This is a genomic window from Streptomyces sp. MK7, assembly GCF_032658145.1.
GTDB classification, from domain to species: domain Bacteria; phylum Actinomycetota; class Actinomycetes; order Streptomycetales; family Streptomycetaceae; genus Streptomyces; species Streptomyces spiralis.
Genome location: NZ_JAVACL010000038.1, coordinates 1 through 25,381 on the forward strand (window position 1 = coordinate 1; position 25,381 = coordinate 25,381).

The 25,381-nt window shown below is 70.6% G+C and carries 24 protein-coding genes; 10 read left to right on the top strand and 14 right to left on the bottom strand.

The window, feature by feature from the left end; genetic code table 11:
- Positions 1–43: 43 nt before the first annotated feature.
- Positions 44–610 (top strand): GNAT family N-acetyltransferase, encoded by a 567-nt coding sequence (locus R2S09_RS30690; RefSeq protein ID WP_316744528.1) that lies wholly within the window; start codon positions 44–46, stop codon positions 608–610.
- Between the two features lie 3 nt (positions 611–613).
- Here the strand turns inward: R2S09_RS30690 and R2S09_RS30695 are convergent, their stop codons facing one another.
- From R2S09_RS30695 to R2S09_RS30720, 6 genes are all read right to left on the bottom strand, one after another.
- On the bottom strand, positions 614–2,209 hold the full coding sequence (locus R2S09_RS30695) for a type IV secretory system conjugative DNA transfer family protein (protein WP_399145035.1): 1,596 nt from the start codon (positions 2,207–2,209) through the stop codon (positions 614–616).
- A 14-nt stretch (positions 2,210–2,223) separates the two neighbouring features.
- Positions 2,224–3,648 carry an ATP-binding protein gene (locus tag R2S09_RS30700; protein ID WP_306191336.1) on the bottom strand — a complete coding sequence of 475 codons (1,425 nt, stop codon included), beginning with the start codon at positions 3,646–3,648 and terminating at the stop codon, positions 2,224–2,226.
- A 14-nt stretch (positions 3,649–3,662) separates the two neighbouring features.
- Complete coding sequence (locus R2S09_RS30705; RefSeq protein WP_399145059.1) at positions 3,663–5,204, bottom strand: SCO6880 family protein; 1,542 nt, start codon at positions 5,202–5,204, stop codon at positions 3,663–3,665.
- A 14-nt stretch (positions 5,205–5,218) separates the two neighbouring features.
- On the bottom strand, positions 5,219–6,559 hold the full coding sequence (locus tag R2S09_RS30710; RefSeq protein ID WP_316744531.1) for a hypothetical protein: 1,341 nt from the start codon (positions 6,557–6,559) through the stop codon (positions 5,219–5,221).
- Positions 6,549–7,406, bottom strand: coding sequence for a hypothetical protein (locus R2S09_RS30715; RefSeq protein ID WP_316744533.1), 858 nt, complete (start codon positions 7,404–7,406; stop codon positions 6,549–6,551). The genes R2S09_RS30710 and R2S09_RS30715 overlap by 11 nt, the downstream gene beginning before the upstream one ends.
- 246 nt (positions 7,407–7,652) lie before the next feature.
- Entirely contained in the window at positions 7,653–7,961 is a 309-nt protein-coding gene (locus tag R2S09_RS30720) for a hypothetical protein (RefSeq protein ID WP_014673544.1), read from the bottom strand.
- Between the two features lie 457 nt (positions 7,962–8,418).
- Here R2S09_RS30720 and R2S09_RS30725 point away from each other — a divergent pair, with 457 nt between their 5' ends.
- The 3 genes from R2S09_RS30725 to R2S09_RS30735 all read left to right on the top strand — a co-directional run bounded on the left by R2S09_RS30725 (position 8,419) and on the right by R2S09_RS30735 (position 11,203).
- Positions 8,419–9,216, top strand: a complete 798-nt coding sequence (locus tag R2S09_RS30725) for a trypsin-like peptidase domain-containing protein (protein ID WP_316744544.1) — start codon at positions 8,419–8,421, stop codon at positions 9,214–9,216.
- A 116-nt stretch (positions 9,217–9,332) separates the two neighbouring features.
- Complete coding sequence (locus R2S09_RS30730; RefSeq protein WP_306191342.1) at positions 9,333–10,340, top strand: bifunctional lytic transglycosylase/C40 family peptidase; 1,008 nt, start codon at positions 9,333–9,335, stop codon at positions 10,338–10,340.
- A gap of 155 nt (positions 10,341–10,495) precedes the next feature.
- Entirely contained in the window at positions 10,496–11,203 is a 708-nt protein-coding gene (locus R2S09_RS30735) for a phosphatase PAP2 family protein (RefSeq protein ID WP_316744547.1), read from the top strand.
- A 57-nt stretch (positions 11,204–11,260) separates the two neighbouring features.
- Here the strand turns inward: R2S09_RS30735 and R2S09_RS30740 are convergent, their stop codons facing one another.
- The gene (locus R2S09_RS30740) at positions 11,261–12,877 is read right to left on the bottom strand and encodes an FAD-dependent oxidoreductase (RefSeq protein WP_316744548.1); all 1,617 of its coding nucleotides are present in this window, start codon (positions 12,875–12,877) and stop codon (positions 11,261–11,263) included.
- 307 nt (positions 12,878–13,184) lie between these two features.
- On the opposite strand from R2S09_RS30740, the gene pstS reads away from it, so the two are divergent.
- The 4 genes from pstS (at position 13,185) to pstB (ending at position 17,322) form a co-directional block, all read left to right on the top strand.
- Complete coding sequence (gene pstS, locus R2S09_RS30745) at positions 13,185–14,318, top strand: phosphate ABC transporter substrate-binding protein PstS (RefSeq protein ID WP_316744549.1); 1,134 nt, start codon at positions 13,185–13,187, stop codon at positions 14,316–14,318.
- A 111-nt stretch (positions 14,319–14,429) separates the two neighbouring features.
- The gene (pstC, locus tag R2S09_RS30750) at positions 14,430–15,437 is read left to right on the top strand and encodes a phosphate ABC transporter permease subunit PstC (RefSeq protein ID WP_316744551.1); all 1,008 of its coding nucleotides are present in this window, start codon (positions 14,430–14,432) and stop codon (positions 15,435–15,437) included.
- On the top strand, positions 15,434–16,498 hold the full coding sequence (gene pstA, locus R2S09_RS30755) for a phosphate ABC transporter permease PstA (protein ID WP_316744553.1): 1,065 nt from the start codon (positions 15,434–15,436) through the stop codon (positions 16,496–16,498). Before pstC ends, pstA begins: the two co-directional genes overlap by 4 nt.
- A gap of 47 nt (positions 16,499–16,545) precedes the next feature.
- Positions 16,546–17,322 (top strand): phosphate ABC transporter ATP-binding protein PstB, encoded by a 777-nt coding sequence (gene pstB / locus R2S09_RS30760; protein WP_316744554.1) that lies wholly within the window; start codon positions 16,546–16,548, stop codon positions 17,320–17,322.
- A 132-nt stretch (positions 17,323–17,454) separates the two neighbouring features.
- Here the strand turns inward: pstB and R2S09_RS30765 are convergent, their stop codons facing one another.
- Both R2S09_RS30765 and R2S09_RS30770 read right to left on the bottom strand, forming a co-directional pair.
- On the bottom strand, positions 17,455–18,453 hold the full coding sequence (locus tag R2S09_RS30765; RefSeq protein WP_316744555.1) for an anion permease: 999 nt from the start codon (positions 18,451–18,453) through the stop codon (positions 17,455–17,457).
- Positions 18,454–18,460: 7 nt separating this feature from the next.
- On the bottom strand, positions 18,461–19,081 hold the full coding sequence (locus tag R2S09_RS30770) for a DUF47 domain-containing protein (protein ID WP_030183796.1): 621 nt from the start codon (positions 19,079–19,081) through the stop codon (positions 18,461–18,463).
- 236 nt (positions 19,082–19,317) lie between these two features.
- On the opposite strand from R2S09_RS30770, the gene R2S09_RS30775 reads away from it, so the two are divergent.
- Positions 19,318–19,683, top strand: coding sequence for a metal-sensitive transcriptional regulator (locus R2S09_RS30775; RefSeq protein WP_316744559.1), 366 nt, complete (start codon positions 19,318–19,320; stop codon positions 19,681–19,683).
- A gap of 33 nt (positions 19,684–19,716) precedes the next feature.
- On the opposite strand, the gene R2S09_RS30780 is transcribed toward R2S09_RS30775, so the two are convergent.
- Complete coding sequence (locus tag R2S09_RS30780) at positions 19,717–19,884, bottom strand: hypothetical protein (RefSeq protein ID WP_306191410.1); 168 nt, start codon at positions 19,882–19,884, stop codon at positions 19,717–19,719.
- 133 nt (positions 19,885–20,017) lie between these two features.
- Complete coding sequence (locus R2S09_RS30785) at positions 20,018–20,872, bottom strand: hypothetical protein (protein WP_306191351.1); 855 nt, start codon at positions 20,870–20,872, stop codon at positions 20,018–20,020.
- A 143-nt stretch (positions 20,873–21,015) separates the two neighbouring features.
- On the opposite strand from R2S09_RS30785, the gene R2S09_RS30790 reads away from it, so the two are divergent.
- The gene (locus R2S09_RS30790; protein WP_306191352.1) at positions 21,016–21,198 is read left to right on the top strand and encodes a hypothetical protein; all 183 of its coding nucleotides are present in this window, start codon (positions 21,016–21,018) and stop codon (positions 21,196–21,198) included.
- Positions 21,199–21,232: 34 nt separating this feature from the next.
- Here the strand turns inward: R2S09_RS30790 and R2S09_RS30795 are convergent, their stop codons facing one another.
- Genes R2S09_RS30795 through R2S09_RS30805 form a run of 3 tightly spaced genes read right to left on the bottom strand, consistent with a single transcriptional unit; the run spans position 21,233 to position 25,258 of the window.
- The gene (locus R2S09_RS30795; RefSeq protein WP_306191353.1) at positions 21,233–21,664 is read right to left on the bottom strand and encodes an NUDIX hydrolase; all 432 of its coding nucleotides are present in this window, start codon (positions 21,662–21,664) and stop codon (positions 21,233–21,235) included.
- A 32-nt stretch (positions 21,665–21,696) separates the two neighbouring features.
- Positions 21,697–22,926: a CHAD domain-containing protein gene (locus R2S09_RS30800; protein WP_316744562.1), complete on the bottom strand. Its 1,230-nt coding sequence runs from the start codon at positions 22,924–22,926 to the stop codon at positions 21,697–21,699.
- Positions 22,907–25,258 carry an RNA degradosome polyphosphate kinase gene (locus R2S09_RS30805; protein WP_306191355.1) on the bottom strand — a complete coding sequence of 784 codons (2,352 nt, stop codon included), beginning with the start codon at positions 25,256–25,258 and terminating at the stop codon, positions 22,907–22,909. The genes R2S09_RS30800 and R2S09_RS30805 overlap by 20 nt, the downstream gene beginning before the upstream one ends.
- Positions 25,259–25,381: the final 123 nt, after the last annotated feature.

A 25,381-nucleotide genomic window follows, 5' to 3' on the forward strand; every position in this document is an offset into this window, starting at 1 on the left:
AAAAGGCGTGGGCCTTTTCGTTTTGCTGGACTACCGTGGCCCCATGAGCAGCCCCGACAGCGATGAGAAGTTCGTGGTCCGCGCCATACGCGCCGCGGAGTGGCCGACGGTGAAGGCGCTGCGGCTCCTCGCCCTGCAGGATCCGATGGCCCCTCTCGCGTTCCTGGAGACCTACGACGAGGCCGCGGCCCGGCCGGATTCCTTCTGGCAGGATCGGGCGACCAATGCCGCGGCTGGTGCGACCGAGGCCCAGACGTTCGTCGCGGAAGGGCCGGACGGTGAGTGGGCCGGGACCGTCACGATGCTTCTGGAGCGGGCCGGCACGACGGACTGGGCCGGGTTCCCCGTCGAGCAGCGGCAGGGTCACGTCGTCGGCGTGTACGTACGGCCCGAGCACCGCGGGTGCGGGCTGACCGAGGTGCTGTTCGACGAGGCCCTCCAGTGGGCGTGGAACGCGGATGCCGAACGGGTACGGCTGATCGTGCACGAGGACAACGGGCGGGCCCAGCGCTTCTATCGCAGGGTCGGCTTCGTGCCCACCGGGCGTACCGTGCCGTTGAGCGCCCGCCCCGACGAGACCGAGCTGGAGTACGTCCTCGAGCGCCCCTGAAGGTCACGCCGGGAGCTCGTCGTGCGGCCAGCGGGCGCGACCCTGTTCCCGGGAGCGCAGCAGGGCCAGCGTCGGCATCCCGCGCTCGGCTCCGCCGGAGAGCAGTTCGGGGAGCTGGGGCAGCGGGGCGACGGCGGCCACGTCGTCCAGGACGAGCGTGAGTGGTGGGTCGAGCCGACCGGAGGATGACCGTTCGGCCATGCGCCGGCCGCGCTCGACCACGCTTGCGGCGAGTGCCGTCAGCAGCGGCATCGCGCCCGGGTTGGTGCGGGGATCCTCGATCGATTCCCCCACCACATAAAGCGTTCCCCCCTCGTTCACGAAGGAATCCAAGGCGAGCGCATCACTTCGGTTGGGTGTGCAGGCTTCCCGGATGTTGACCATGACGAGCGAGGCGAGTGCCCGGCTGGTCAACTCCAGGGCGATGTCGCGGCGTTCGGGGTGCGAGGTGAGCGCGGCCTCCAGCTCCCCGGCGGAACCGGAGGCCGCTTTGGGGTTCGTACGGAGGGACCGTACGGCCTCGTGGAGCTGGCCTCCCTGCGACCAGCGGTGGACGTGGCGGACGGTGCGGCCGTCGATGGCCGCGGCGTGCAGATAGCTGCGCAGGAGTGTGTGTGCGGTGTCGCTCACCGCCTGGTCGATCCTGGCCGTCGGGCGGACCGGGGCGAGGAGGGCGTCCGCTCTCGCGACCGCCGTCTCCTTGTCCTCGCAGCCGCTGATGGGCGACCAGTGGAGGCGTGCCGGGGTGTCGCAGCGGTGGCCCGGGTCGTAGAGGAGGACCGGACCGAGCTTGGCCCTGGAGTCCTTGGTCTCCTGCCACAGGGCCGGGTTGGAGGTGACCACGAGGGCGGGGCCGGCCGCGTCGCGGATCGCCTGGACGGCGGTGGCCTGCCGTTCCTCACGCGGTGCCACGAACACCGTGGCCCGTCGGCGGCCCGGGAACACCGGTTCGTGGGTTTCGGGCGTCGGCCTCGGCTGCTGGGGCGGCGCGAGCGGCGCCTGCTGCGGACCGGGCTGCGGAGCGGGCTGCGGTTCGGCCTGTGCTCCAGGCTGCGGTCCCTGCTGTGGTACGGGCTCCGGGACCGCCCTCTGCATGGGGACCTCGTGGTGGACCGGGGAAACGGACGCCTCCCGAGGCTCCCTGGCTGCCGCCGCCTCCCGGGGCTCCAGGGCCGCCGCTTGCTCGGCCCGTCTTCTCGCCCGCCCGGCCCGCCATCTCGCCACCGTGCCCATCACGAACACCGTCAGCACGAACAGCACCATCAGCTGGCCGATGAACAGGCCCCAGAACAGCCCGTACCCGGAGAGCTGCCCGGCCGGGGTGTCCGGCCAGGCGCCGGCGATGTCGTGCGGTTCGCCGACGAGGTGGCGCATGGCCAGGGGCGTACGGGTGAAGGTGACCCCGGAGGGCCAGGCGCCGTGTGCGAACAGACCGGCCAGGCCCGTGGCCGTCCACACCAGCAGGGTCATGCCGAGAAGGAAGGCCAGGAGGCCGACCAGCAGGCCGTCCGGAATGCCGCCCTGGCCGTCACTCCGGCCCTGCGCCTGCTGCCCGTACCCCTGACCCTGATGTCTCGGGTAGTGGTCGTTCGATCCCACCTCTGTGCGCCCCCTTACGCCACCGTCGACTCGGAGGAGCCGCCCAGATCGGGGACGTGCTGCTCCACGAAGGCCGCCGCACGCTGTTCGGCCTCCAGCTCGGCGGCGCGCAGGGCGTCGTCGGCGGCGAGGTCGCGGGACGACTCCGTCATGGCGCGGTCGGTGAAGACCAGCGGCCGTTCGGTCTCTGTGACCAGGTGTTTGACGACCTGGACGTTGCCGTTGACGTCCCACACCGCGATGCCGGGCGTCAGGGTCGGGATGATCTCGACCGCCCACCGGGGCAGGCCCAGCACCCGGCCGGTGGCCCTGGCCTCGTCGGCCTTCTGGGCGTAGATCGTCCTGGTCGACGCCATCTTCAGGATCGCGGCCGCCTCCTTCGCCGCCGCCCCGTCCACCACGTCGGACAGGTGGTGGACGACCGCGACGAAGGACAGACCGAGCCGGCGGCCGAACTTCAGCAGCCGCTGGAACAGCTGTGCCACGAACGGGCTGTTGATGATGTGCCAGGCCTCCTCGACCAGGAAGATGCGCTTCTTGCGGTCGGGGCGGATCCAGGTGTGCTCCAGCCACACGCCCACGATCGCCATCAGGATCGGCATGGCGATGGAGTTGCGGTCGATGTGGGAGAGGTCGAAGACGATCAGCGGGGCGTCCAGGTCGATACCGACCGTCGTCGGTCCGTCGAACATGCCGCGCAGGTCGCCGTCGACCAGACGGTCGAGGACCAGGGCGACGTCCAGTCCCCACGCCCGTACGTCGTCGATGGCGACGTTCATCGCCTCGGCCGACTCCGGCTCGGGGTGGCGCAGCTGTTCGACGATGTCGGACAGGACCGGCTGGCGCTCCACGATCGACTCGTTGACGTAGGCATGCGCGACCTTCAGCGCGAAGCCGGACCGCTCGTCCAGGCCGTGCCCCATCGCGACCTCGATGATGGTGCGGAGCAGCGCGAGCTGCCCGGTCGTCGTGATCGCCGGGTCCAGGGGGTTGAGCCGGATGCCGTGGTCGAGGGCGGCCGTCGGGTCCAGCCGGATGGGAGTTATCCCCAGCTCCTGCGCGATGAGGTTCCATTCGCCGACGCCGTCCTCGCCCTGGGCGTCCAGGACGACGACCTGGCGGTCGCGGAAGCGCAGCTGGCGCAGGACGTAGGTCTTCTCGAGCGCCGACTTGCCGTTGCCGGACTCGCCGAGGACGAGCCAGTGCGGGGCGGGGAGCTGCTGGCCGTACAGCTGGAAGGGGTCGTAGATGTAGCCCTTCCCGGAGTACACCTCGCGGCCGATGATGACGCCCGAGTCGCCGAGGCCGGGCGCGGCCGTGGGCAGGTAGACCGCCTGGGCCTGGCCCGTGGAGGTGCGCACCGGCAGCCGGGTCGTCTCGACCTTCCCGAACAGGAAGGACGTGAAGGCGTCCGTGAGTGCGGTCAGCGGGTCCCGCATCAGAGCATCAGCCCCTACCGTCGGATTCCGGTGGCGAACGGGAGCGTGTTCACGAAGGCGCGGTGGTGCTCGCGGTCGCACCACTCCAGTTTCAGGTACGACTTTCCGGCCGAGGCCCTTATGGTCCGCTTGTCGCGGGCCAGGGCCTCCGGGGTGCGGGCGGAGACGGTGATGTAGCCGACCAGGTTGACGCCGGCGGCGCCGCTGGCGAGGTCCTCGCCGCGCTGGTCGAGGCGGTGGTGGGCCTGGACGTCGCGCGGGTCCACGGTGCGGTTCATCTTGGCGGCGCGGCTGGCCTCGGCGACGTCGTTGGTCTTCTCGGTCAGCATGCGTTCGATGGCGACCTCGGTGGGTTCCAGGTCCATGGTGACGGCGACGGTGCGGATGACGTCCGGGGTGTGGACGAGGAGCGGGGCGAGGAAGTTGACGCCGACCGGGGTCATCGGCCACTCCTTGATCCACGCGGTGGCGTGGCACCAGGGCTCGCGGGTGGCGGACTCACGGGTCTTGGCCTGGAGGTACGTCGGCTCCATCGCGTCCAGCTCGGCCGGCCAGGCGTTGCGCTGGGTCATCGCCTGGATGTGGTCGATCGGGTGGTCCGGGTCGTACATGGAGTGGATCAGCGAGGCCAGCCGCCCCTGACCGAGCGGCTGCCGTACGCGGATGTCGGCTTCCTGGAGCCGGGAGCAGATGTCGGTCAGCTCGCGGGCCATGACGACGGCGAGACCGGCGTCCCGGTCGAGTCTGCGGCCGGACTGCGCCCGGGCCGCCCGCGCCATGGCGTTGGCCTCGGCGGCCAGTTCGCGGCTGTAGTGCATGCAGGCGACCAGGTAGGCGCGGTGCTGCTCGCTGCTGGTGGACACCATGGACTGGAGCTGGTCGTAGGACTGCCGCAGCCACACGGGCGCGCGTTCGTCCCCGCGCTGGGCGACGTCCTTGGCGTGGGCGTCGGGGTCGGCGGGCAGGGTGCGGGCGAGCATCTGGAGGCGGGTGACGAAGCCGTCGCCGTTGGCCACGTGCTTGAGCAGGGTGCCGAACCGGTCGACGAGGGCTTCCTGGTCCTCCGAGTCGCGCAGTCCGACGCCGGGACCCTCGATCTCGATGGCGGCGGTGACGGTCTTGCGGTCGGCGTGCAGCAGTACCGCGATCTCGTCCGGGCCGAACGGCGCGGCCAGCCAGGTGATGCGGCCGATCCCGGGGGGCGGCCCGATCTCGATCTCCCGTCCGTCGATGCGCGTACCGGCCTCCATCACGGCCGAGCGGTAGGCGGCGCCCCGCTTGACGGTGCGCTTGTAGCTGCGGTTGATCTCGAACCACTTGTAGAAGGTGCGGTGCCGGTACGGCACGTAGACCGCGGCCAGCGCGAGCAGCGGGAAGCCGGTCAGCAGGACGATCCGCAGGGGCAGGACGGGGACGAGGAGCCCGCACATCATGCCGATGAACGCGCCCACGACGATCAGCGCGATCTCGCCGGTCTCCCGGTTGCGGCCGATGATCGCGTTCGGCCGGGCGCGGCCGATCAGATATGTACGGCGGGGCGTGACCGTGTGGGACATGTGGGACTCGGTCGTCAACGCCCTTCACCTCCCGTGCGGTTGGTACTGCTGTTGCGGCTGCTGCTGGCGTGGGGGGTGTTCACCGGGCTGGGTGCGCGGGGAGCGGGTGCGGCGGAGGGGACGGATCCGCCGCCGTCCGGGACGCGGGTGCTGTGTGCGGCCACGCCACCGGAGACGGGGTTGGCCGGGCGGGGTGCGGGCGTGTGGCCGGCCGCGGCGCCGTTGCTGTCGGCCCGGGTGCTGTGGGTCTTGATGCCCTGCGCGACCAGGGTCGCCGGGGAGCTGATGACGGCCGCGGCCTTGCTCTCGGCGCCCTGCATGATGCGGTTGTTGCGGCCGGCGGCGATCTCGTCGCCGAAGCCGGGGACGAAACGGTAGATCATCGCGCTGGCGAAGATGGCGAGCAGGATGATGGCGAGGCCGGAGACGACGGCGGAGAACGCGCCCGGGCCCTTGTCGTCCGACGACAGGGCCCCGGCGAGCCCGAGCACGATCACGATGACCGGCTTGACCAGGATCACCGCGATCATGATGCCCGCCCAGCGGCGGACGTGCCCCCACAGGTTCTTGTCGACGAGCCCCGCGTAGACGACCGTTCCGAGCAGCGCGCCGACGTAGAGCAGCGCGGCGCGGATGACCAGCTCCAGCCAGAGCACTCCGGCGGCGAGGATCGACACGAGGGAGACGACGATCAGCATGATCGGGCCGCCGCCGATCTCGTTGCCCTTGCCGAGGGCGGCGGAGAACGTGCCGAAGAACGTGTCCGCCTGGTCCCCGGTCGTCTTGGCGAGCACATCGGAGACGCCGTCGGCGGCCGAGACGACCGTGTAGAGGATCAGCGGGGTGAACGCGGAGGCGAGCACGGTCAGCCAGAGGAAGCCGACCGCCTCCGAGATCGCGGTGGTCAGCGGTACGCCGCGCACGGCCCGCTTGGCCACGGCCAGCAGCCACAGCAGCAGGGTGAGGATCGTCGACGCGGCGAAGACGACGGCGTACTGCTGGAGGAACTTCTGGTTGGTGAAGTCGACGTTGGCCGTCTCCTTCACAGCGTGGCTGAGCTTGTCGATGGTCCAGGAGGCGGCGTCGGCACAGCCCTTGGCGAGGGAGGAGAGGGGATCGAGGGTGGAGGTGGGGTCGGGCGCGTCGGAACCTCCGCCGCTGCTGCCGTTGCCGCGCTCGCAGTACTTCTTGGCCTCGCCGAAGATGAGGTCGCAGTTGTTCTTGCTCGCCGACGGCGACGGTGTCGGGCTGGGCGAGGGCGCGGCGACGGCACGGGTCGCCAGCAGCACGACCGACGTCTGCACGGCTGCCACGACTCCGGTGAGCTCGAGCGTGCGCTGCCTGCTACCGGGCATACGTGAACCCTCCGTACTCTTCGATGGCCTTGCGGATCTCGTCGGAGGTGGCGGCCTTGTCGTCGCCGGGGACGGGGGCTGGGCCGTTCTGCTGCGCGTCGGAGACGATCTTCCAGTCGTTGCTCGTCCACTGCAGGTCGAACGTCCACGTCTTCCAGGACGAGGTGACCGGGTCGGTCGAGGTCTCACCGGACATCCCGATGAGCCCCACGTACCAGACCGCGACCTTGGCACTGTCGGCGCTGTACCGCTGCACGGTGGTGCCCACGGGGACCACGCGGGAGACGAACGTCTTGCCGGCCGGGGCTTCGCCGTCCGCGTTCAGGCCCATCCTGTCGAGGAGGCCGGGCGAGTAGGCCTGGTCCATGGGGCCCTGGAGTCTCGCCGCGGCCTGGGGCGTGTACAGGAGGTCCACGATGGTGTGCCGGCTGTCCTTCTTGAACATGCCGGTCGAGCCGAGCGTCACGGCGTAGTTCGCCGCCGCGCTCTGCACCCCCTGTTCGTCGTGGCTGAAGCCGGAGGGGATGCCGGCCGTCTTCGTGGTCACCGGGCGCTTGCCCGTGGGTGCGGTGGCGGCCGCCTTGGGGTCGTTGCCGTGGCCGCCGGAGTCCGCGGCGGAGGGGTCGCCTCCGCCGCGGTTCGCGAAGGCGATCGCGGCGACGAGGAGGACGACGACGGCGACCACCGTGATCAGGCTGCGCGAGGACGATCGGGGGCCGCGGCGGGCACCGCCGTAGGGGTCGGTGGAACGCTCGGGGAGCCGGGTGCGGGTCTGTCCGCCGCCCGCGTACAGCTCGTCGTCGGCGCGCGCGGGATCGCCGTGTCCGTGCTCGTCTCCGAGACTCATGTCCCGTACGCCCCCTCGACCTCGACCTCGTACCGGAACGCGTAGGAGTACGACGGTAGCCGTGCTGGTTCCCGCGCGGGCGCGGTGTGGTGACTCGACATCAGGGAAACGCAACCTCGGCCGGTGGGCACGGTGGGTGGGTGGGGGCAGCGGGGGCACCGGACGCGCCCGGACGGGCCGTCCGGCGGCGCGGGCGGGGCACCGTGCGCGGCATGCGCGGGTGTGCGCCGGGCACAGGGCGGCGCTCTACACCGCCATGCCGTACACGATGGTGAACAGTGTGCCGAGGGAGCCGATGATGAAGACGCCCGTGAGGCCGGCGATGATGAGGCCCTTGCCCTGTTCGGCGCTGAAGGTGTCCCGTAGGGCCGTCGCGCCGATACGCTGCTTCGCCGCGCCCCAGACGGCGATGCCGAGGCAGAGCAGGATGGCCACCGCCATCACCACCTCGATCATCACCTTCGCCTCGTTGCCCAGGCTGCCGAAGGGGCCCCAGTCCGGAGCGATCCCGCCGATGATGGTGTTGATGTCTCCCTTGTCGGCCGCAAAGAGCATGTAAGTCACCGCCCCTGGTGGGTAGTTCCGGGCCCCTGCGGGCACGCAGAGGTCAGGCCTCATTGTCGCCGACAATGACGCCCGCGTATGTCGACTTGGCGTCATTGGCGACGGGTTTCGTGCGCATGGTCACTCTGTGTATCACGGCAGGTCACGCCGAGTACACTTCTCACGCTCCCGCAGGGCTTCTGTCGGCCGGTCGGGTGAGTGATCGCGTGTGGTCGCGTGCCCCGTCGATGGTCTCACGCCGTGCCGGTCGCGAAGCGGCCGAACTCGCATGTCTGTACGCCCTGTCCGGCTCCGGGTGCCGTGTGGGGAAGCGGTCCGTGCCGATCGCGGGCGAGGTGGGGCAAGAGGGGCGATGCCGGGCAGAGTGTGCGGTGAACGGGGGTTTCACAGAAAAATCTCAGTGAAGTCGGGATCCCTTTCTCACCTTCTTGGGACACAGTGGGGCCTGATGAAGCGCACCTCAGGGATCCAGAGCCACGCCCGTCACGTACGCCCGCGCGCCCGCACCCGGAACTCCGCGCTGTTCGTCGGTCTGGTGCTGATCGCCGTGACCTCTGCCTCCGTCGCGTCCGCCTCCGACGGGCCAGGCCCCCTCGGGGTGACCGCGGTGATCGCGGAGAACGCGCAGAGCGCGCGGATCGGGGCGCTGTTCGGCGTCGACAGGGCCGACGACCTCCCCGGCAACCACTTCTGCACCGCGTCGGTCGTGCACAGCCCCAACCGGAACCTCGTCCTCACCGCCGCGCACTGCCTGACCGACGACACCGATCTGGTCTTCGCGCCGGGATACCGGGACGGCAAGGCGCCGTACGGGGTCTGGCAGGTCAAGAAGCGCTTCCTGCCCGAGGGTTGGTCCAGGGACCAGGACGAGGACAGCGACCTGGCTTTCGCCGTGATCGCCCCGAAGGACGGCAGGGACATCGAGGACGTCGTCGGCAGCAACCGTTTCGTCAGCGGGGTGGCGACCGGGGCGACCGCGGTGACCGTCACCGGGTATCCCGACTCCCGCGAGGTGCCCATCACCTGCACCAACAAACCCCACTCGCACAGCCGCACCCAGCAGCGCATCGACTGCCCCGAGTTCACCAGCGGCACCAGCGGCAGCCCGTGGGTCAACGGCGACCGGCAGGTGGTCGGGGTGCTCGGCGGGCACGAGCAGGGCGGATCCACGGCCGACACGTCGTACAGCGTCGTCTTCGGTGCCGAGGCGGCCGCGCTCTACAAGGACGCCGCCGCCGATCCATGAGGGCCGATCCGCACCCCGTTTCCGCTGGGCCGGCCCCGGTAGCGCCCTGGGGCCTCATCGACGAGACACCCCCTAGACTGTCCTGTGCGGACTGACTCCCGGGCGGCGAGGGGTGGTTGACGGTGCGTAAGGCATGGGTCGTGGCGATCGCCGCCGTCGGATCCGGGGTCGCCTTCGTGATGCTGCTCGCCGTCGGCGTGTACGTCGTCGCCGGCAACCTCGTCAACGGGGTGGGCGGCGGGGCCGTCCGACTCGCCAAGGGGGCCGTGCCGGCCGTCTACCAGTCGCTCGTGCAGAAGTGGGGCAATCTCTGTCCCGCCCTCAACCCGGCCCTGCTCGCCGCCCAGTTGTACCAGGAGAGCGGGTTCAACCCGAACGCCAGGTCGGCGGCCGCGGCGGAGGGCATCGCGCAGTTCATCCCGGGGACCTGGGCCACGCACGGCGTCGACGGCGACGGCGACGGCAAGCGGGACGTCTGGGACCCGGACGACGCGATCCCCTCGGCCGCGTCCTACGACTGCGAGCTCGCGAAGTACGTGAAGGACGTGCCCGGCGATCTCTCGCACAACATGCTCGCGGCCTACAACGCGGGTGCGTACGCCGTCATCAAGTACGGGGGTGTGCCGCCGTACGCGGAGACCCGGAACTACGTGAAGACGATCACGACCCTGGAGAAGAGCTTCGCCGCGCCCGTCACCCGGGTCGATCCCTCGCAGCAGGCCGCCGGTGCGATCTCCTACGCTCAGAGCAAGCTCGGGACCCCCTATCTCTGGGGCGGGAACGGCACCGCCGACCAGGACGGGCGGTTCGACTGCTCGGGGCTGACCAAGGCCGCGTTCGAGAGCGTGAGGATCAGCCTGCCGCGGGTGGCCAACGACCAGTACAACGCGGGTCCGCACCCCCGGCGGGAGGAACTGCTGCCGGGCGATCTGGTGTTCTTCTCCGACGATCCGGCCAATTCCCGGGCCATTCGGCACGTGGGGATCTACGTCGGCGGCGGGTACATGATCGACGCGCCCCGGCCGGGGGCCGTCATCCGCTTCGACCCGGTCGACACTCCGGACTACTTCGGGGCCACCCGGGTCACCGAAGATGGCGCGAAAGCACTCCCCACCTCGGTCTGAACCGAGCGTGAACCCCACCCCTGAGCTGCGACGACGAGTCTCTCTTCGATAACGTCTGCGTGATCATTCGGTGGACCGTGGAACGTATCAAACGGGGTCGTGCGTTCCTGTTGACGTACTGACGTCCAAGGACACGACGAAGGGGCCGCAGCACGATGGCTGGACTCGCCGAATCCGGGTCGAACCCCGACGTCGACCTGCTCTACGACATCAACGGCCTGGCCAAGGACGCGCCGCACTGGTTCGACCGGGTCATGGAGTACGTCGGTGAGTACGGGCTGCTGCTCGCCATGGTCCTGCTGGTGGTGTGGTGCTGGTGGTCCGTGCGGCGGCGGGGCGCCGAGGATGCCGCCTCCTCCGTGGCCGCGCTGGTGTGGGCGCCGCTCGCGGCGGGGATCGCGGTGCTGGTGAACGTGCCGATCCGGGGGTTCGTGCAGCGGCCCCGGCCGTTCCGGGACCATCAGGGGCTGGACGTCCTGGTGTCGGGGAAGAGCGACTTCTCCTTCGTCAGCGATCACGCGACGCTCACCATGGCGATGGGGGTGGCGCTGTTCGTGGCCAACCGGCGGTTCGGGCTGGTGGGGATCGGGCTGGCGCTGCTGGAGGGGTTCTGCCGGGTGTACATGGGCGTGCACTATCCGACGGATGTGGTCGGGGGGTTCGCGCTCGGTACTGCGGTGGCGCTGCTGCTGTCGCCCCTCGCCATGGCATTGCTCACGCCGGTGCTGAAGGCTGTCGAGGGGGCTCGGTGGGGGGCATGGGTCGTGCGGGCTCGGTCGGCTGGGGTGCGTCGGCGGGCTGTGCTGGCCGGGGCGCGTGGGGACGAGCTGGCCGCCGCGGAGGAGCGGGATCTGGCGGCGTAGCGCCGGCGGCACCCCGCAAGCGCGGTGAGCGCACCCCCACCTCAGCGACGGCCGCGGTTACAGCCCCTGTGGGTATGTGAAGAAGCCCTCTGGGTCGTACTGGTGCTTCAGTTGCTTCAGGCGGGGGGCCGCCGCACCGTAGTAGGCCGTGCGCCAGTTCGTCAGGGCGGGGTCGGTGTAGTTCTGGTAGGCGGCGCCGGAGGCGTACGGCCTCATCGCGGTGTGGGCGGACGTGAGCCAGGACTGGGCGCTCGTGCCTCCCCCCGTGCTGGACGCCTGGGAGGTACCCCCAGTGCCGGGAGTCCAGGACGCTATGTACTGGGCGAGCATGCGCGAGCGGCGGTGGACGAAGGCCGTCGCCGTGGGCGGGACGCGGTTGACCGCGCCGCCGAGGGCGGTGAGCGCGATGCTGCCCGCGCCGCCCCGCACCGACGGGAGCTGTGACAGCAGCGTCCGGACGCCGGCGGCGGACAGGGACCGGTCGAAGAAGTCGGAGCGGGCCGCGTAGGTCTCGCGGCCGAGCCTGCCCTGCGGGGAGCGGCCGGGTGTCGAGCCGGGCAGATGGCACTGGGGCTCGGTGGGGAAGGACGAGCAGCCGGCGTAGGCCTCCATGGCGCCCTCGTAGGAGTGGCGGTTCAGCGAGACGCTGGAGGCACGGGCGCCGATCGCGGCGGCCAGGCGGTCCACCGCGTTCTGCAGCTCGCCGTAGGTGCCGAGGGAGAAGGCGGCCACCGAGACCCTCGGGGTGCCGCCCGGTGTGTTCTCCAGGTGGAGGGAGGACCAGATCTCGTCCGGCTGGCCGGGGCCCCACTCCTGCCAGGCCGTCACCACCGCCGCCGCCTTCGCCCACGGCCAGGTCAGGTAGGCGGACACCCCCTGCGGCGCGGGGTGGGTGCGGAACCGCAGTTCGGTGACGACGCCGAAGTTGCCGTTGCCGGCGCCGCGCAGCGCCCAGAACAGGTCCTTGTTCTCGGTGGCGCTGACGGTCAGTTGACGGCCGTCGGCCGTGACGATCGTGGCCTGGGTGAGGCTGTCGCAGGTCAGGCCGTAGGCGCGGGAGACGACGCCGTGACCGCCGCCGAGCACCAGGCCGGAGACGCCGACCGTCGGGCAGGACCCGGCGGGTATTGTCACGCCCTTCGCGGTGAGCGCCCGGTAGACGTCGATGAGTTTGGCGCCGGCGCCGACCACCGCCGAGGTGCCGCCGGCTCTGACCTGGTCGAGCCTGGAGACGTCGAGGATCAGGCGGCCGTCGCCGGAGGACCAGCCGGCGTAGGAGTGGCCGCCGTTGCGGATGGCCACGCGCAGGCGGTGGGCGCGGGCGTAGGAGAGGGCCGTACGGATGTCGTCGGCGTGGGCGACGTAGGCGACGGCGGCGGGCTTCAGCCCGTCGAAACGGGTGTTGTAGAGCTGGTGGGCGGTGCTCCAGTGGGCGTCGCCGGGGCGGATCAGGGTGCCGTCCAGGGCGCGGCCGAGCGCGGTCCAGCCGGCGGGGGCCGCGGCACCGGTGGTGCGTGTCCCCGTGCCGGAGGGCACGCCCGAGGACGGTGGGCTCGCTCCGGCGGCGCTACCGGCCGCTCCCGCGGCCGACCCGCTGCCGCCGCCGCTGCACGCGGCGGTGGCCAGCGCGGCCAGCGCGGCCGCCCCGCCCCCGATGAACGCACGCCGTTCCATGTCTGCGCCTTCCGTCGGCTCCCGTGGACCGAGACGACGGTCCGGCCCGGCGGGTTCCAGGAAGTCCGGACCGGCGGTCCCGGCCCGTCCGTCGGGACCTTCACGTGCCCTCCCCGTGAGCATTCCGTGACCTCACCGCACCGTCGGCAGGGGTTCACCCCTCGTTCACTTCCGGCCATCGGCGGCTTCACCTGTTCTGCCTAATTTCGGCCTTACCCGGTGCTGATGCGCATCTCGTCGCATCGGCGTCCACCACTCTTCGCACGCCGCCGATCAGGACGGCGGCTCCTGGAAGGAACTCCCTCAAGTGAAGCTTCAGCGCAAGAACCGGCGGGCACTCGCTCTCGGCGTCCTCGCCGCCTCCGGCGCCCTGGCCCTCACGGCGTGCGGCTCCGACAACAACAGCGGCAAGGACGGCGGCGACAGCAGCTCGTCCGCCGCCGCCGCTCCCGGCTCGGTCAAGTGCGACAGCGCCAAGGGCCAGCTGCAGGCGTCCGGTTCCTCGGCGCAGAAGAACGCGATCGACGCGTGGGTCAAGCAGTACGGCCAGGCCTGCAAGGACGTGCAGATCAACTACAACCCGACCGGTTCGGGCGCCGGTATCACCGCCTTCCTCCAGGGCCAGACCGCGTTCGCCGGTTCTGACTCCCCGCTGAAGCCGGAGGAGATCGAGCAGTCCAAGAAGGTCTGCTCGGGCGGCCAGGCGATCGACCTGCCCATGGTCGGCGGTCCGATCGCGGTCGGCTTCAACGTGCCGGGCGTGGACAGCCTGACCCTCGACCCGTCCACCATCGCCAAGATCTTCAACGGCAAGATCACCAACTGGAACGACGAGGCGATCAAGAAGCTGAACCCGAGCGCCAAGCTGCCCGACCTGAAGATCCAGGCGTTCCACCGCTCCGACGAGTCCGGCACCACGGACAACTTCACCAAGTACCTGATCGCCACCGCCAAGAGCGACTGGCCGTACTCGGGCGGCAAGGCCTGGCAGGCCAAGGGCGGCCAGTCCGCGCAGGGCTCCTCCGGCCTCGCCCAGCAGGTCAAGCAGACCTCCGGCGCGATCTCCTACTTCGAGCTCTCCTACGCCTCCGACGGCATCAAGACCGTCGACCTGAAGACGGGCGCCGCCACCCCGGCCAAGGCCACCGCCGAGAACGCCAGCAAGGCCATCGCCGCGGCGCAGGTCGTCGGCACCGGGCAGGACATGGCGCTGAAGCTCAACTACGAGCCGAAGGAGGACGGCGCCTACCCGCTCACCCTGGTCACCTACGAGATCGCGTGTGACAAGGGCAACAAGGCCGACACCCTGCCGGCCGTGAAGTCCTTCCTGTCGTACATCGCCTCCGAGGACGGCCAGAAGCAGCTGACCAGCGCCTCCTACGCGCCGATCCCCGACGAGATCATCACCAAGGTCCGCTCCACCATCTCGGGCCTGAGCTGATCTGAGCGTGCGGCCGGGTCCCGCCACCGAACGGGACCCGGACCGCATCGTCCGGTGCACCGCCGCCAGGAGCCCGTACACCGCGTACGGCTCCGCAGACCGGAGAACCCGATGGACACAACCACACAGCACAACGACGCAGCTCCGCCCCTCACCCCCACGGGCCCGGCCGCCCACAAGCGCGCCGCCCGTGGCGCCGGCCGTCCCGGGGACCGCATCTTCCTCGGGCTCTCCCGGGGATCGGGCATCCTGCTCCTGGTGATCATGGCCGCGATCGCGGTCTTCCTCACCTACCGTGCCGTCCTCGCCATCAACAAGGACGACGGCAACTTCCTGACCACCTTCGAGTGGAACACCGGCGTCCTGCCGCCCCAGTTCGGCATCGCCGTGCTGGCGTTCGGCACGGTCGTCTCCTCGATCGTCGCCATGGCCCTCGCGGTCCCGGTGGCGGTCGGCATCGCGCTGTTCCTCACGCACTACGCCCCGCGCAAGCTCAGCGGCCCCATCGCCTACGTGATCGACCTGCTGGCCGCCGTACCGTCGATCGTCTACGGCCTGTGGGGCGCCCTGGTCCTCGTGCCGCATCTGAACGGCCTGTACGGCTGGCTCGACGAGTACTTCGGCTGGACCGGCGTCCTGTCCTGGCAGGGCGGCGCCCCGCGGTCGCTGCTCACCGTGGGCATCCTGCTGGCGATCATGATCCTGCCGATCATCACCAACGTCAGCCGCGAGGTCTTCCGCCAGGTCCCGCGGATGCACGAGGAGGCCGCGCTGGCCCTCGGCGCCACGCGCTGGGAGGTCATCCGCATGTCGGTGCTGCCCTTCGGCCGCTCCGGTGTGATCTCCGCCTCGATGCTCGGCCTCGGCCGCGCGCTCGGCGAGACGATGGCCGTCGCCACCGTGCTCTCCCCGACCTTCGACATCAAGGCCAGCCTGCTGGACCCGGGCGGCGGCACCTTCGCCCAGAACATCGCGAGCAAGTTCAACGAGGCCACCGAGTTCGGTCAGGACGCGCTGATCGCCTCCGGTCTCGTGCTGTTCGTGATCACCCTGCTGGTCAACGGTGCGGCCCGCATGATCATCAACCGCCGCAAGGAGTACTCGGGGGCCAACGCATGAGCACGCCAGCCGTCACCGACAAGCGCGCCGGCTCGCTGCGCGGCGCCAGCCTTCCCAAGTGGTTCCCGCTCGCCGTCGTCGTGGGGTCCGTCGCCGTCGCCGTGGCCATCGGCCTGGGCGCCGGACTGGACAGCAAGGTGCAGTGGGGCCTGATCGCCGCGGTCCTCGCCGTCCTCGTCACCTATGTCGTCGCAAGCCGGGTCGAGGGTCGCAGGCAGGCCAAGGACCGTATCGCCACCAGCCTGGTCTGGGTCTGCTTCCTCGTCGCCGTCGTTCCGCTGGCCTCCCTGATCTGGGCCACCGTCAAGCGCGGTGTGAAGGTCTTCGACGGCTACTTCCTCAGCCACTCCATGGCCGGTGTCGCCGACACCGAGCCGGGCGGCGGCATCTACCACGCCCTGCTCGGCACCCTGGAGCAGGTGGGCCTCGCCACCCTGATCGCCGTGCCGATCGGTGTGCTGACCGCGATCTACCTGGTCGAGTACGGGCGCGGCGGGCTCGCCAAGGCCGTCACCTTCTTCGTCGACGTGATGACCGGCATCCCCTCGATCGTCGCCGGCCTCTTCGTCCTCAGTTTCTGGATCCTGATCCTCAAGATGGGCTACTCCGGCTTCGCCGGTTCGCTCGCCCTGGCGATCCTGATGATGCCCGTGGTGGTCCGCTCCACCGAGGAGATGCTCAAGCTCGTCCCCAACGAGCTGCGCGAGGCCTCCCTCGCGCTGGGCGTCCCGAAGTGGCGCACCATCCTCAAGGTGGTCCTGCCGACGTCCATCGGCGGCATCGCCACGGGTGTGATGCTCTCCATCGCGCGCATCACCGGTGAGACCGCTCCCGTCCTGCTGCTGGTCTGGGGCACGAACTTCATCAACTCCAACCCCTTCAAGGACCCGCAGGCCTCGCTGCCGCTGTACATCTACCAGCAGTACGCGAACAGCTCGGGTTCCGGCGCGGCCTACGACCGCGCCTGGGCGGCGGCTCTCACCCTCATCGCCTTCGTGATGATCCTCAACCTGGTGGCCCGCGGCATCGCCCGCTGGAAGGCCCCGAAGACCGGTCGCTGACGGCGGCCACTGAAGCGACTGAGACGACTGGAAGTGAAGAAGTAGTCATGGCCAAGCGAATCGACGTGAGCGGGCTCACCGCCTACTACGGCTCCCACAAGGCGATCGAGGACATCTCGATGACGGTCGAACCGCGTTCGGTGACGGCCTTCATCGGGCCGTCCGGCTGCGGCAAGTCGACGTTCCTGCGCACCCTGAACCGGATGCACGAGGTCACGCCGGGCGGCCGGGTCGAGGGCAAGGTGATGCTGGACTCCGAGGACCTCTACAGCGCCGGGATCGACCCGGTGAACGTCCGCCGTGAGGTGGGCATGGTCTTCCAGCGGCCGAACCCGTTCCCCACCATGTCGATCTTCGACAACGTGGCGGCGGGGCTGCGCCTGAACGGCAACTACAAGAAGAGCGAGCTGAACGACATCGTCGAGAAGTCGCTCAAGGGCGCGAACCTCTGGAACGAGGTCAAGGACCGCCTGAACAAGCCGGGCTCGGGGCTGTCCGGTGGTCAGCAGCAGCGGCTGTGCATCGCGCGGGCGATCGCCGTCGAGCCGAAGGTGCTGCTCATGGACGAGCCCTGCTCCGCCCTGGACCCGATCTCCACCCTCGCCATCGAGGACCTGATCGGCGAGCTGAAGGAACGCTTCACGATCGTCATCGTGACGCACAACATGCAGCAGGCGGCGCGCGTCTCGGACCGTACGGCGTTCTTCAACCTGGCGGCCGTCGGGCAGCCGGGCCGGCTGATCGAGATCGACGACACCGAGCGGATCTTCTCCAACCCCTCGGTCCAGGCGACCGAGGACTACATCTCCGGCCGCTTCGGCTGATCCGAGCCGGTACATGACCCCTCGCGGTGCTGCATGGCGGTGCCACCGTGAGGATGCGGAAAGGCCCGCCCCTGGCTCCCGGGGGCGGGCCCTGCGCGTTCCGGCCAGGCGTTCCCGCCACGGCCGGCGCTTCTACAGGAACGCCAGGTTGACCAGCCAGAAGGCCAGGGCCGACATGATCGCGGCGGCCGGCATGGTGATGAACCAGCCGAGGACGATGTTCTTCGCCACGCCCCAGCGGACGGCGTTCACCCGCTTCGTTGCGCCCACACCCATGATCGCCGAGGTGATGACGTGGGTGGTGGAGATCGGCGCCTTGAACAGGAAGGCGGTGCCGAACATGATCGACGCGCCGGTCGCCTCGGCCGCGAAGCCCTGCGGCGGGTCCAGCTCGATGATCTTGCGGCCCAGGGTGCGCATGATGCGCCAGCCGCCCGCGTAGGTGCCCAGCGACAGCATCAGCGCGGAGATCAGCTTCACCCACACCGGGATCGGGTCGCCGTACGTCTCGACGCCGCCGATGACCAGCGCCATCACCACCACGCCCATGGTCTTCTGGGCGTCCTGCAGGCCGTGGCCGAGCGCCATGCCGGCCGCGGAGACCGTCTGCGCTATACGGAAGCCGCGCTTGGCCTTGTGCGGGTTGGTCCGGCGGAAGATCCACATGATCAGCGTCATGACCAGGTAGCCGACGATCAGGCCGACCACCGGCGACAGGAACATCGGCGTGACGACCTTGTCCAGGACGCCGTTCCAGTGCACCGCCGTGCCGCCCGCCAGGGCCGCGCCCACCAGGCCGCCGAACAGGGCGTGCGAGGAGGACGAGGGCAGGCCGAAGTACCAGGTGATCAGGTTCCAGACGATGGCGCCGAACAGCGCCGCGAAGAGGATCCCCATCCCCTTGCCGCCGCTGGGGGTCTCGATCAGACCCTCGCTGACGGTCTTGGCGACCCCGCTGCCCAGGAAGGCGCCGGCGAGGTTCATCACCGCGGCCATCGCCAGCGCGGCCCGCGGGGTGAGCGCACGGGTCGAGACGGAGGTGGCGATGGCGTTCGCGGAGTCGTGGAATCCGTTGGTGTAGGCGAAGCCGAGGGCGACCAGGATGGTCAGGATCAGAGCGAAGGTGTCCATGGACGCCTCAGGACTCCTTGACCGCGATGGTCTCCACCGTGTTCGCCACGTGCTCGAAGGCGTCCGCCGCCTCCTCCAGTACGTCCACGATCTGCTTGAGCTTGAGCACCTCGATCGCGTCGTACTTGCCGTTGAACAGGTGGGCGAGGAGCTTGCGGTGGATCTGGTCCGCCTGGTTCTCCAGACGGTTCACCTCGATCCAGTACTCGGTGAGGTTCTCCATCGTGCGCAGGTGCGGCATGGCCTCGGCGGTCAGCTCCGCCGCCCGCGCCAGGACCTCGATCTGCTGCTCGACGCCCTTGGGCAGTTCTTCGATGTTGTAGAGGACGACCAGGTCGACGGCCTCCTCCATGAAGTCCATGATGTCGTCGAGGGACGACGCGAGGGAGTAGATGTCCTCGCGGTCGAAGGGCGTGATGAAGGAGGAGTTCAGCTGGTGGAAGATCGCGTGCGTGGCGTCGTCGCCTGCGTGTTCCGCGGCCCGCATACGCTCTGCGATCTCGGCCCGGGCGGAAGCGTCCGCCCCGAGCAGTTCCATCAGGAGTTTCGAGCCCGTGACGATGTTGTCCGCGGACGCGGCGAACATGTCGTAGAAGCTCGTCTCCCTGGGGGTCAGACGAAAGCGCACGTGGGGTCCTCGGGGTGCTTCGGTTTCGGTCAGGATGATGCTAAGCACATCATCCGGCCACGGCCGAGGGCCTCGGGCGTCCATTCTGCCCGGGGCTCTCAGAGGGCCGTCCCCCAGTGTCGCCCATCGGGCACGGTGCTCGTCACGGGGGCTTGCCAGGGGCCCCTACCCGGGAAATTCGGTACGATATACCCGGCAGGGGTATGCCTTGACTCCGTTACGAGCGGGAGGACGCGATGACGACCACCGAGGCCGGCGCGACGGCGCCCTCCGACGGCACCACGGCCGCGCTCCCCGGGGAAGCCGGGCATGAGCACGCCACGTACGGCTACCACAAGCAGAAGGACGAGCACCTCAAGCGGCTGCGCCGGATCGAGGGCCAGATCCGCGGGCTGCAGAGGATGGTCGACGAGGACACCTACTGCATCGACATACTCACCCAGGTGTCCGCCTCCACCAAGGCCCTGCAGTCCTTCGCCCTGCAGCTGCTGGAGGAGCACCTGCGCCACTGCGTGGCCGACGCGGCCGTCAAGGGCGGCTCGGAGATCGACGCGAAGGTGGAGGAGGCCACCAAGGCGATCGGGCGGCTGCTGCGGACCTGAGCGCGTGACGCAGGGGGCCGGCGGGGCCGGCGCTCAGCTGTCGGCGCCGGTGCGGCGTTCCTCGGCGACTCTCAGCACCTCGTCGATGCTTTCCAGGCTGAGCCGCTCCCGGGCCGCCGAGGCGGCGATGATCAGCTCTCCGCACAGCTCGATCTCGGCGAGGGCCACGTGGTCCTGGACTGCCGTACCCACCGGAGCCACGCGCGTCACCTCTTCCCTGTCGTCGCCGGCTTCCTAGAGTAGGGAGCCGCCCACGGACCGCGCATGGCACGGAAGGGCTAGTCCGCCGGTCATTTCCGGCCACCGGACCGCTTCACCGGGCCGCCCGGTGCCCTCACTGCTCGGCGATCCGGCCGGCGAAGATGTCCTTCGACTGCGGCAGCGTCACGCTCACCGGGGTCCCGAAGGCGTACAGCAGGGTCGTGGAGAAGACGGCCACCGTCTCCTTGTCGTGCCCGTGCCTGCCGACGAAGCCGAAGCGCTGCCTGAGCTTGCGGATCCGGCCCTGGTCGTCGAGGTAGACGTCGAACGGGACATCGGCCGTGGCGAACCCTTTCGCCGCCGCCTTCAGCGCGGCCCGCAGCGCCGCGTCGTCGGCCGCCGAGGCGTTCTTCGCCGCCAGCGCCAGATCGGCGGTGCCCCTGAAGTGCCGCACCGCGACACCCGCCACCTGTGTGTCCCCCACGAACGCCGCCGTGCGCGTCCCGCGCAGCACCTGGGCGGCCGCGAACGGGTCGGTGGCGCCGCCGGTGACCAGGTTGCCGTCGGAGAGCGTCGCCGTCTCCACCCGCACCCACTTGTCGGCGGGCACGCCCGCTCCCCGGTTCTTCATGAACAGGGCGCCCGGAGCGAGCAGTTCGGTGATCGGCCGGTGCTCGGGGGCCCCGGCCGGGTCCTGCGGCAGCACCAGCGTCAACCGCCCGAGCTGCTGCCGGAAGTCGTAGACCCCTTCGCCGCGGATCGTCACGCGTGTGCCGCCCGCGGCCATCTCCATCGCCGTACGGGCCTGGGAACTGCCCGCCGCGAGCAGCGCGTCGGGGGCCTGGCGCACGGTCCGCACCGGGTCGTGGGCCGCGCGTGAGTCCTCGGCGGCCATGCCGTTGCCGGAGCATCCGGTGGCACACGCGCAGACCAACAGCCCCGCCGCGAGCACCGTCTTGCCCGTCTGCCGCCGCTGCCGCTCCGCCATCGCCTGCCTACCCCCAGCCGCTCTGTCCGTCACCGGCCCCCTGTCCTCCGGTTCAACGACGGGTGCTCAGGCCCGTCACGCGCGGGCGGCAGCCGCGGGAAGCGGCAACCGGTTGTTCATCTGGCGTGGGTAGCGTGGTCGGCGTGGCGCGACGAGAAGGGCTCGGCCCGGCGCAGGAACAACGGCAGCACCAGGAACACCGCACGACGACCGTCGAACAGGGGCGCTTCTGCCTGGCCCGGTGCAGCTGCGGCTGGCGCGGCCCCGCCCGCCGGGCGCGCAGCCTGGCCCGCTCGGACGCGGAGGGGCACGCGCGGGACGCCTGACGGCCCCGAAGGGGCGCAGGGCTGTCTCACGGCATCAGGTCAGGCGCAGCACGGTCAGGAGTTCGTCGACGAGTTCGCGGTCGCGGAACTGGGTCAGCCGGTCGCGGGCGGCGGCGGGCGGCAGCCAACGCAGCCGGTCCACCTCCTTGTTGGGAGTGAAACGGCCCGCGGTGGCCTCGGCCGCCCAGTACCGCACCCGCTTGGGACGCCCGCCCGCCATGTAGGCGACGGTGCTCAGCTCCACGCCCGGAACCGCCGTGTACCCCGTCTCCTCCGCCACCTCACGCAGCGCGCCCGCGAGCGGGTCCTCGCCGGGCTTGAGCTTTCCCTTCGGCCAGGACCAGTCGTCGTACTTCGGCCGGTGCACCAGGCACAGTTCGAGGGAGCCGCCCGACGGCGCGCGCCGCCACAGGACGCAGCCGGCCGCCCGGACGACGGTGTCCTTCGTTTCCTTCGTACGCGGCACCGGGGCTCACCGCCTCCTTCAGTCCGTGGCCTTCAGTTCGCGCCGATCGCCTGCATCTGCCACACCTGCTGGAAGGCGAACCTGGCCGCCTCCACCTCGTGGCGCTGATCCGCGTGGAGCACGCCGAGCGCGTACGCCGTCGCCGGGGCGATGCGGGGCGTACGGGCGGCCGCGGCCGCGGCGGCCGCCGCCTCCGAGGCGTCGCGGTGCCGGTCGAGGGCGCGGCTGGCCGCCAGAAGCCGTACGTCCACGGGGGCGCCCTCACCGTCGACGGCGTGCAGTGCCTCCTGGGCGTACCGGTGCAGGCGCAGCAGCAGGCGGACCTGGTGCCAGGGGGCGTCCTGGGGATGCGGGGACGGGTCCGGGGACAGGCCGTGGACCAGTGCGGCCGCGTTGTACGGGCTGCCCGCGGTGACGAGGGGGAGCGCGGCGACGGCGTCCGTCAGGCGTTCCTCGGCGGCGGTGGCGAGCGGATGGGGGGCCATGGTGTGTGCGGTGGGGGTGAGGGGGACGTCACTGGCGAGGACGGCGACCTTGTCGGCGACGGCGTGGAAGCGGCTGGAGCCGAGCGCCTGGAGGGCTGTGGAGTGGGCGCGGGTGCGGGCCAGCGTCAGCTGGCGGTCCAGGAGGGCGCCTGCTTTTGCCGCGCCCACGGTGAGGTTGCCGTTGCCGCGGTCGGGTGCGGGTGGGTGGGGAACGGTTCCGGCGCTGCCGGCTGCCTCCCCCACGCTCGAACGAGCTCGCGCGGGGGCACCCCCATCGCCCACCCGTGCCGCCCTGGGGGTACCTCCCAGGCGTTCGGCACGGGGGGAGGTACGACTGCCCGCGGCTACGTCTCCTGCGTCCGCACGACTGCCCGCAGCCGCATCCCCTGCATCGGCACGACTGCCCCCGGCTCCCCCGGGTGACAGCCTGTGGAGTGCCTGCAAGAGCCTTTCCAGGCGGGCCTGGTAGGCGTGTTCTCGGGCCAGGGTGCCGGAGAGCCAGGCGAGTTCGGGGCGGAGTTCCTCCGCCCAGGTCTCGTCCAGCAGGGGGCGGAAGGTGTGCAGGGTGCCGCTGATGCGGCGGGCCGCGCGGCGCAGGGCCCGGGCCGCGTCGACGGACTCCTCGCTGCCGCCCGCGGCGCCGCCGCCCGTCTCGCGGTGCAGGCGCAGGGCGCGGAGGAACTCCGTTGCCTGCGCCCGCAGATAACCCGCGAGGGCGTCGACGGCCACCGGACCGGCGGCCGTGGGGTCCGTCGGGTCAAGGTGTTGCTGTGCCACGCCGGCGCCTCCGGGCGTCTATGAGCGTCTCCTGAATGTTGCGCAGGGGCTGGCCGTCACCGTCGACCGCGTGCCGGGTCCACTCGCCGTCCGGGCCGAGGTGCCAGGAGGCGGTGGTGTCGGCCATGCCGGTCTCCAGGAGCCGGTTGAGCACGGCTCGGTGGGCCGGGTCGGTGACCCGGACCAGGGCCTCGATACGGCGGTCGAGGTTGCGGTGCATCATGTCGGCGCTGCCGATCCAGACCTCGGGTTCGCCGCCGTTGCCGAAGGCGAAGATCCGCGAGTGCTCCAGGAAGCGGCCGAGGATCGAGCGGACGCGGATGTTCTCCGACAGGCCCGGTACGCCGGGGCGCAGCGCGCAGATGCCGCGCACCCACACGTCGACGGGCACTCCGGCCTGGGCCGCGCCGTAGAGCGCGTCGACGACCGCCTCGTCGACCATCGAGTTGACCTTGATGCGGATGGAGGCGGGCCGCCCGGCGCGGTGGTGCTGGGCCTCCTTGTTGATCCGTGAGATCAGGCCGTCCCGCAGGGACTTGGGCGCGACGAGCAGCCGGCGGTAGGTCTCGCGGCGGGAGTAGCCGGAGAGGCGGTTGAACAGGTCGGACAGGTCCGCGCCGACCTGCGGGTCCGCGGTGAGCAGGCCGAGGTCCTCGTACAGCCGGGCGGTCTTGGGGTGGTAGTTGCCGGTGCCGACGTGGCTGTAGCGCCGCAGGGTGTCGTCGCCCTCCTGGCGGACCACCAGGGACAGCTTGCAGTGGGTCTTCAGGCCCACGAGGCCGTAGACGACGTGGCAGCCGGCCTCCTCCAGCTTGCGCGCCCACTTGATGTTGGCGTGCTCGTCGAACCGGGCCTTGATCTCCACCAGGACCAGGACCTGCTTGCCGGCCTCGGCGGCGTCGATGAGCGCGTCGACTATCGGGGAGTCGCCGGAGGTGCGGTACAGGGTCTGCTTGATGGCCAGGACGTCCGGGTCGGCCGCCGCCTGCTCCAGGAAGGCCTGGACGGAGGTGGAGAAGGAGTCGTACGGGTGGTGCAGGAGGACGTCCCGCTGGCGCAGCGCCGCGAAGATGTCGGGCGCGGACGCCGACTCCACCTCGGCGAGGTCCCGGTGGGTGCCGGCGACGAACTTGGGGTACTTCAGCTCGGGCCGGTCGAGGCTGTGGATGCGGAAGAGGCCGGTGAGGTCGAGCGGGCCGGGCAGCGGGTACACCTCGGCCTCGCTGATCTTCAGCTCGCGCACGAGGAGGTCGAGCACCTCGCGGTCGATGGACTCCTCGACCTCCAGGCGCACCGGCGGCCCGAAGCGGCGCCGCATGAGCTCCTTCTCCAGGGCCTGGAGCAGGTTCTCGGCGTCGTCCTCCTCGACCTCCAGGTCCTCGTTGCGGGTGAGGCGGAAGGTGTGGTGCTCCAGGACCTCCATGCCCGGGAACAGCTCCTCCAGGTGGGCGGCGATGACGTCCTCGAGGGGGACGTAGCGGCCCGGGGAGCTCTCCAGGAAGCGGGACAGGAGCGGCGGCACCTTGACGCGGGCGAAGTGGCGGTGGCCGGTGACCGGGTTGCGTACGACGACGGCCAGGTTCAGGGAGAGGCCGGAGATGTACGGGAAGGGGTGCGCCGGGTCGACCGCCAGCGGGGTCAGCACGGGGAAGATGCGCTGCCGGAAGAGGGTGAACAGGCGGGCCTGCTCCTTCTCGGTCAGCTCGCTCCAGCGGACCAGGTGGATGCCCTCCTCCGCCAGGGCGGGGGCGACGTCCTCGTGGTAGCAGGCGGCGTGCCGGGCCATGAGCTCGCGGGAGCGGGCCCAGATCATCTCCAGCACCTCGCGCGGCTGGAGGCCGGAGGCGGACCGGGTGGCGACTCCGGTGGCGATACGGCGCTTGAGGCCGGCCACCCGGACCATGAAGAACTCGTCGAGGTTGCTGGCGAAGATCGCGAGGAAGTTCGCCCGCTCCAGCAGGGGAGTGTTCGGATCCTCGGCGAGCTCCAGGACCCGCTCGTTGAAGGCGAGCCAGCTGCGCTCCCGGTCCAGGAACCGGCCCTGCGGCAGCTGTTCCCCTTCGGCGTCCGTCACCTCGTAGGTGTCGAGGTCGGCGTCGAGATCGGGGTCCAGGTCGGAGACCGCCGCCGCCACGGTGTGCGGGCGGTGCGCGGCTATGGAGCCCACGGAGGGCTGGACGTGCGGGACCTGTGCTGCGGCCTGGGTGTCTGACTGGCTCATGAACCCATTCTTCCGCGCCGGGGGGAAGACAGGCGCGTCGGAAAGCGCGGGCGGGAGCACGGCTGCGATCCCCTCGGGGGGCGGCGAAGGCTCTGGCACGGCGGGTCTCATTGAGTGAGCGTCGCAAGACCGTCTGAATCGCCGGTTACGGAGACATGACGTGCCGGATAGCGGGGGGCGGCCCACAGGGATCAGCGGCAGCCCCCGGGCCCTGTGTCACTCGAGGTGACCGGA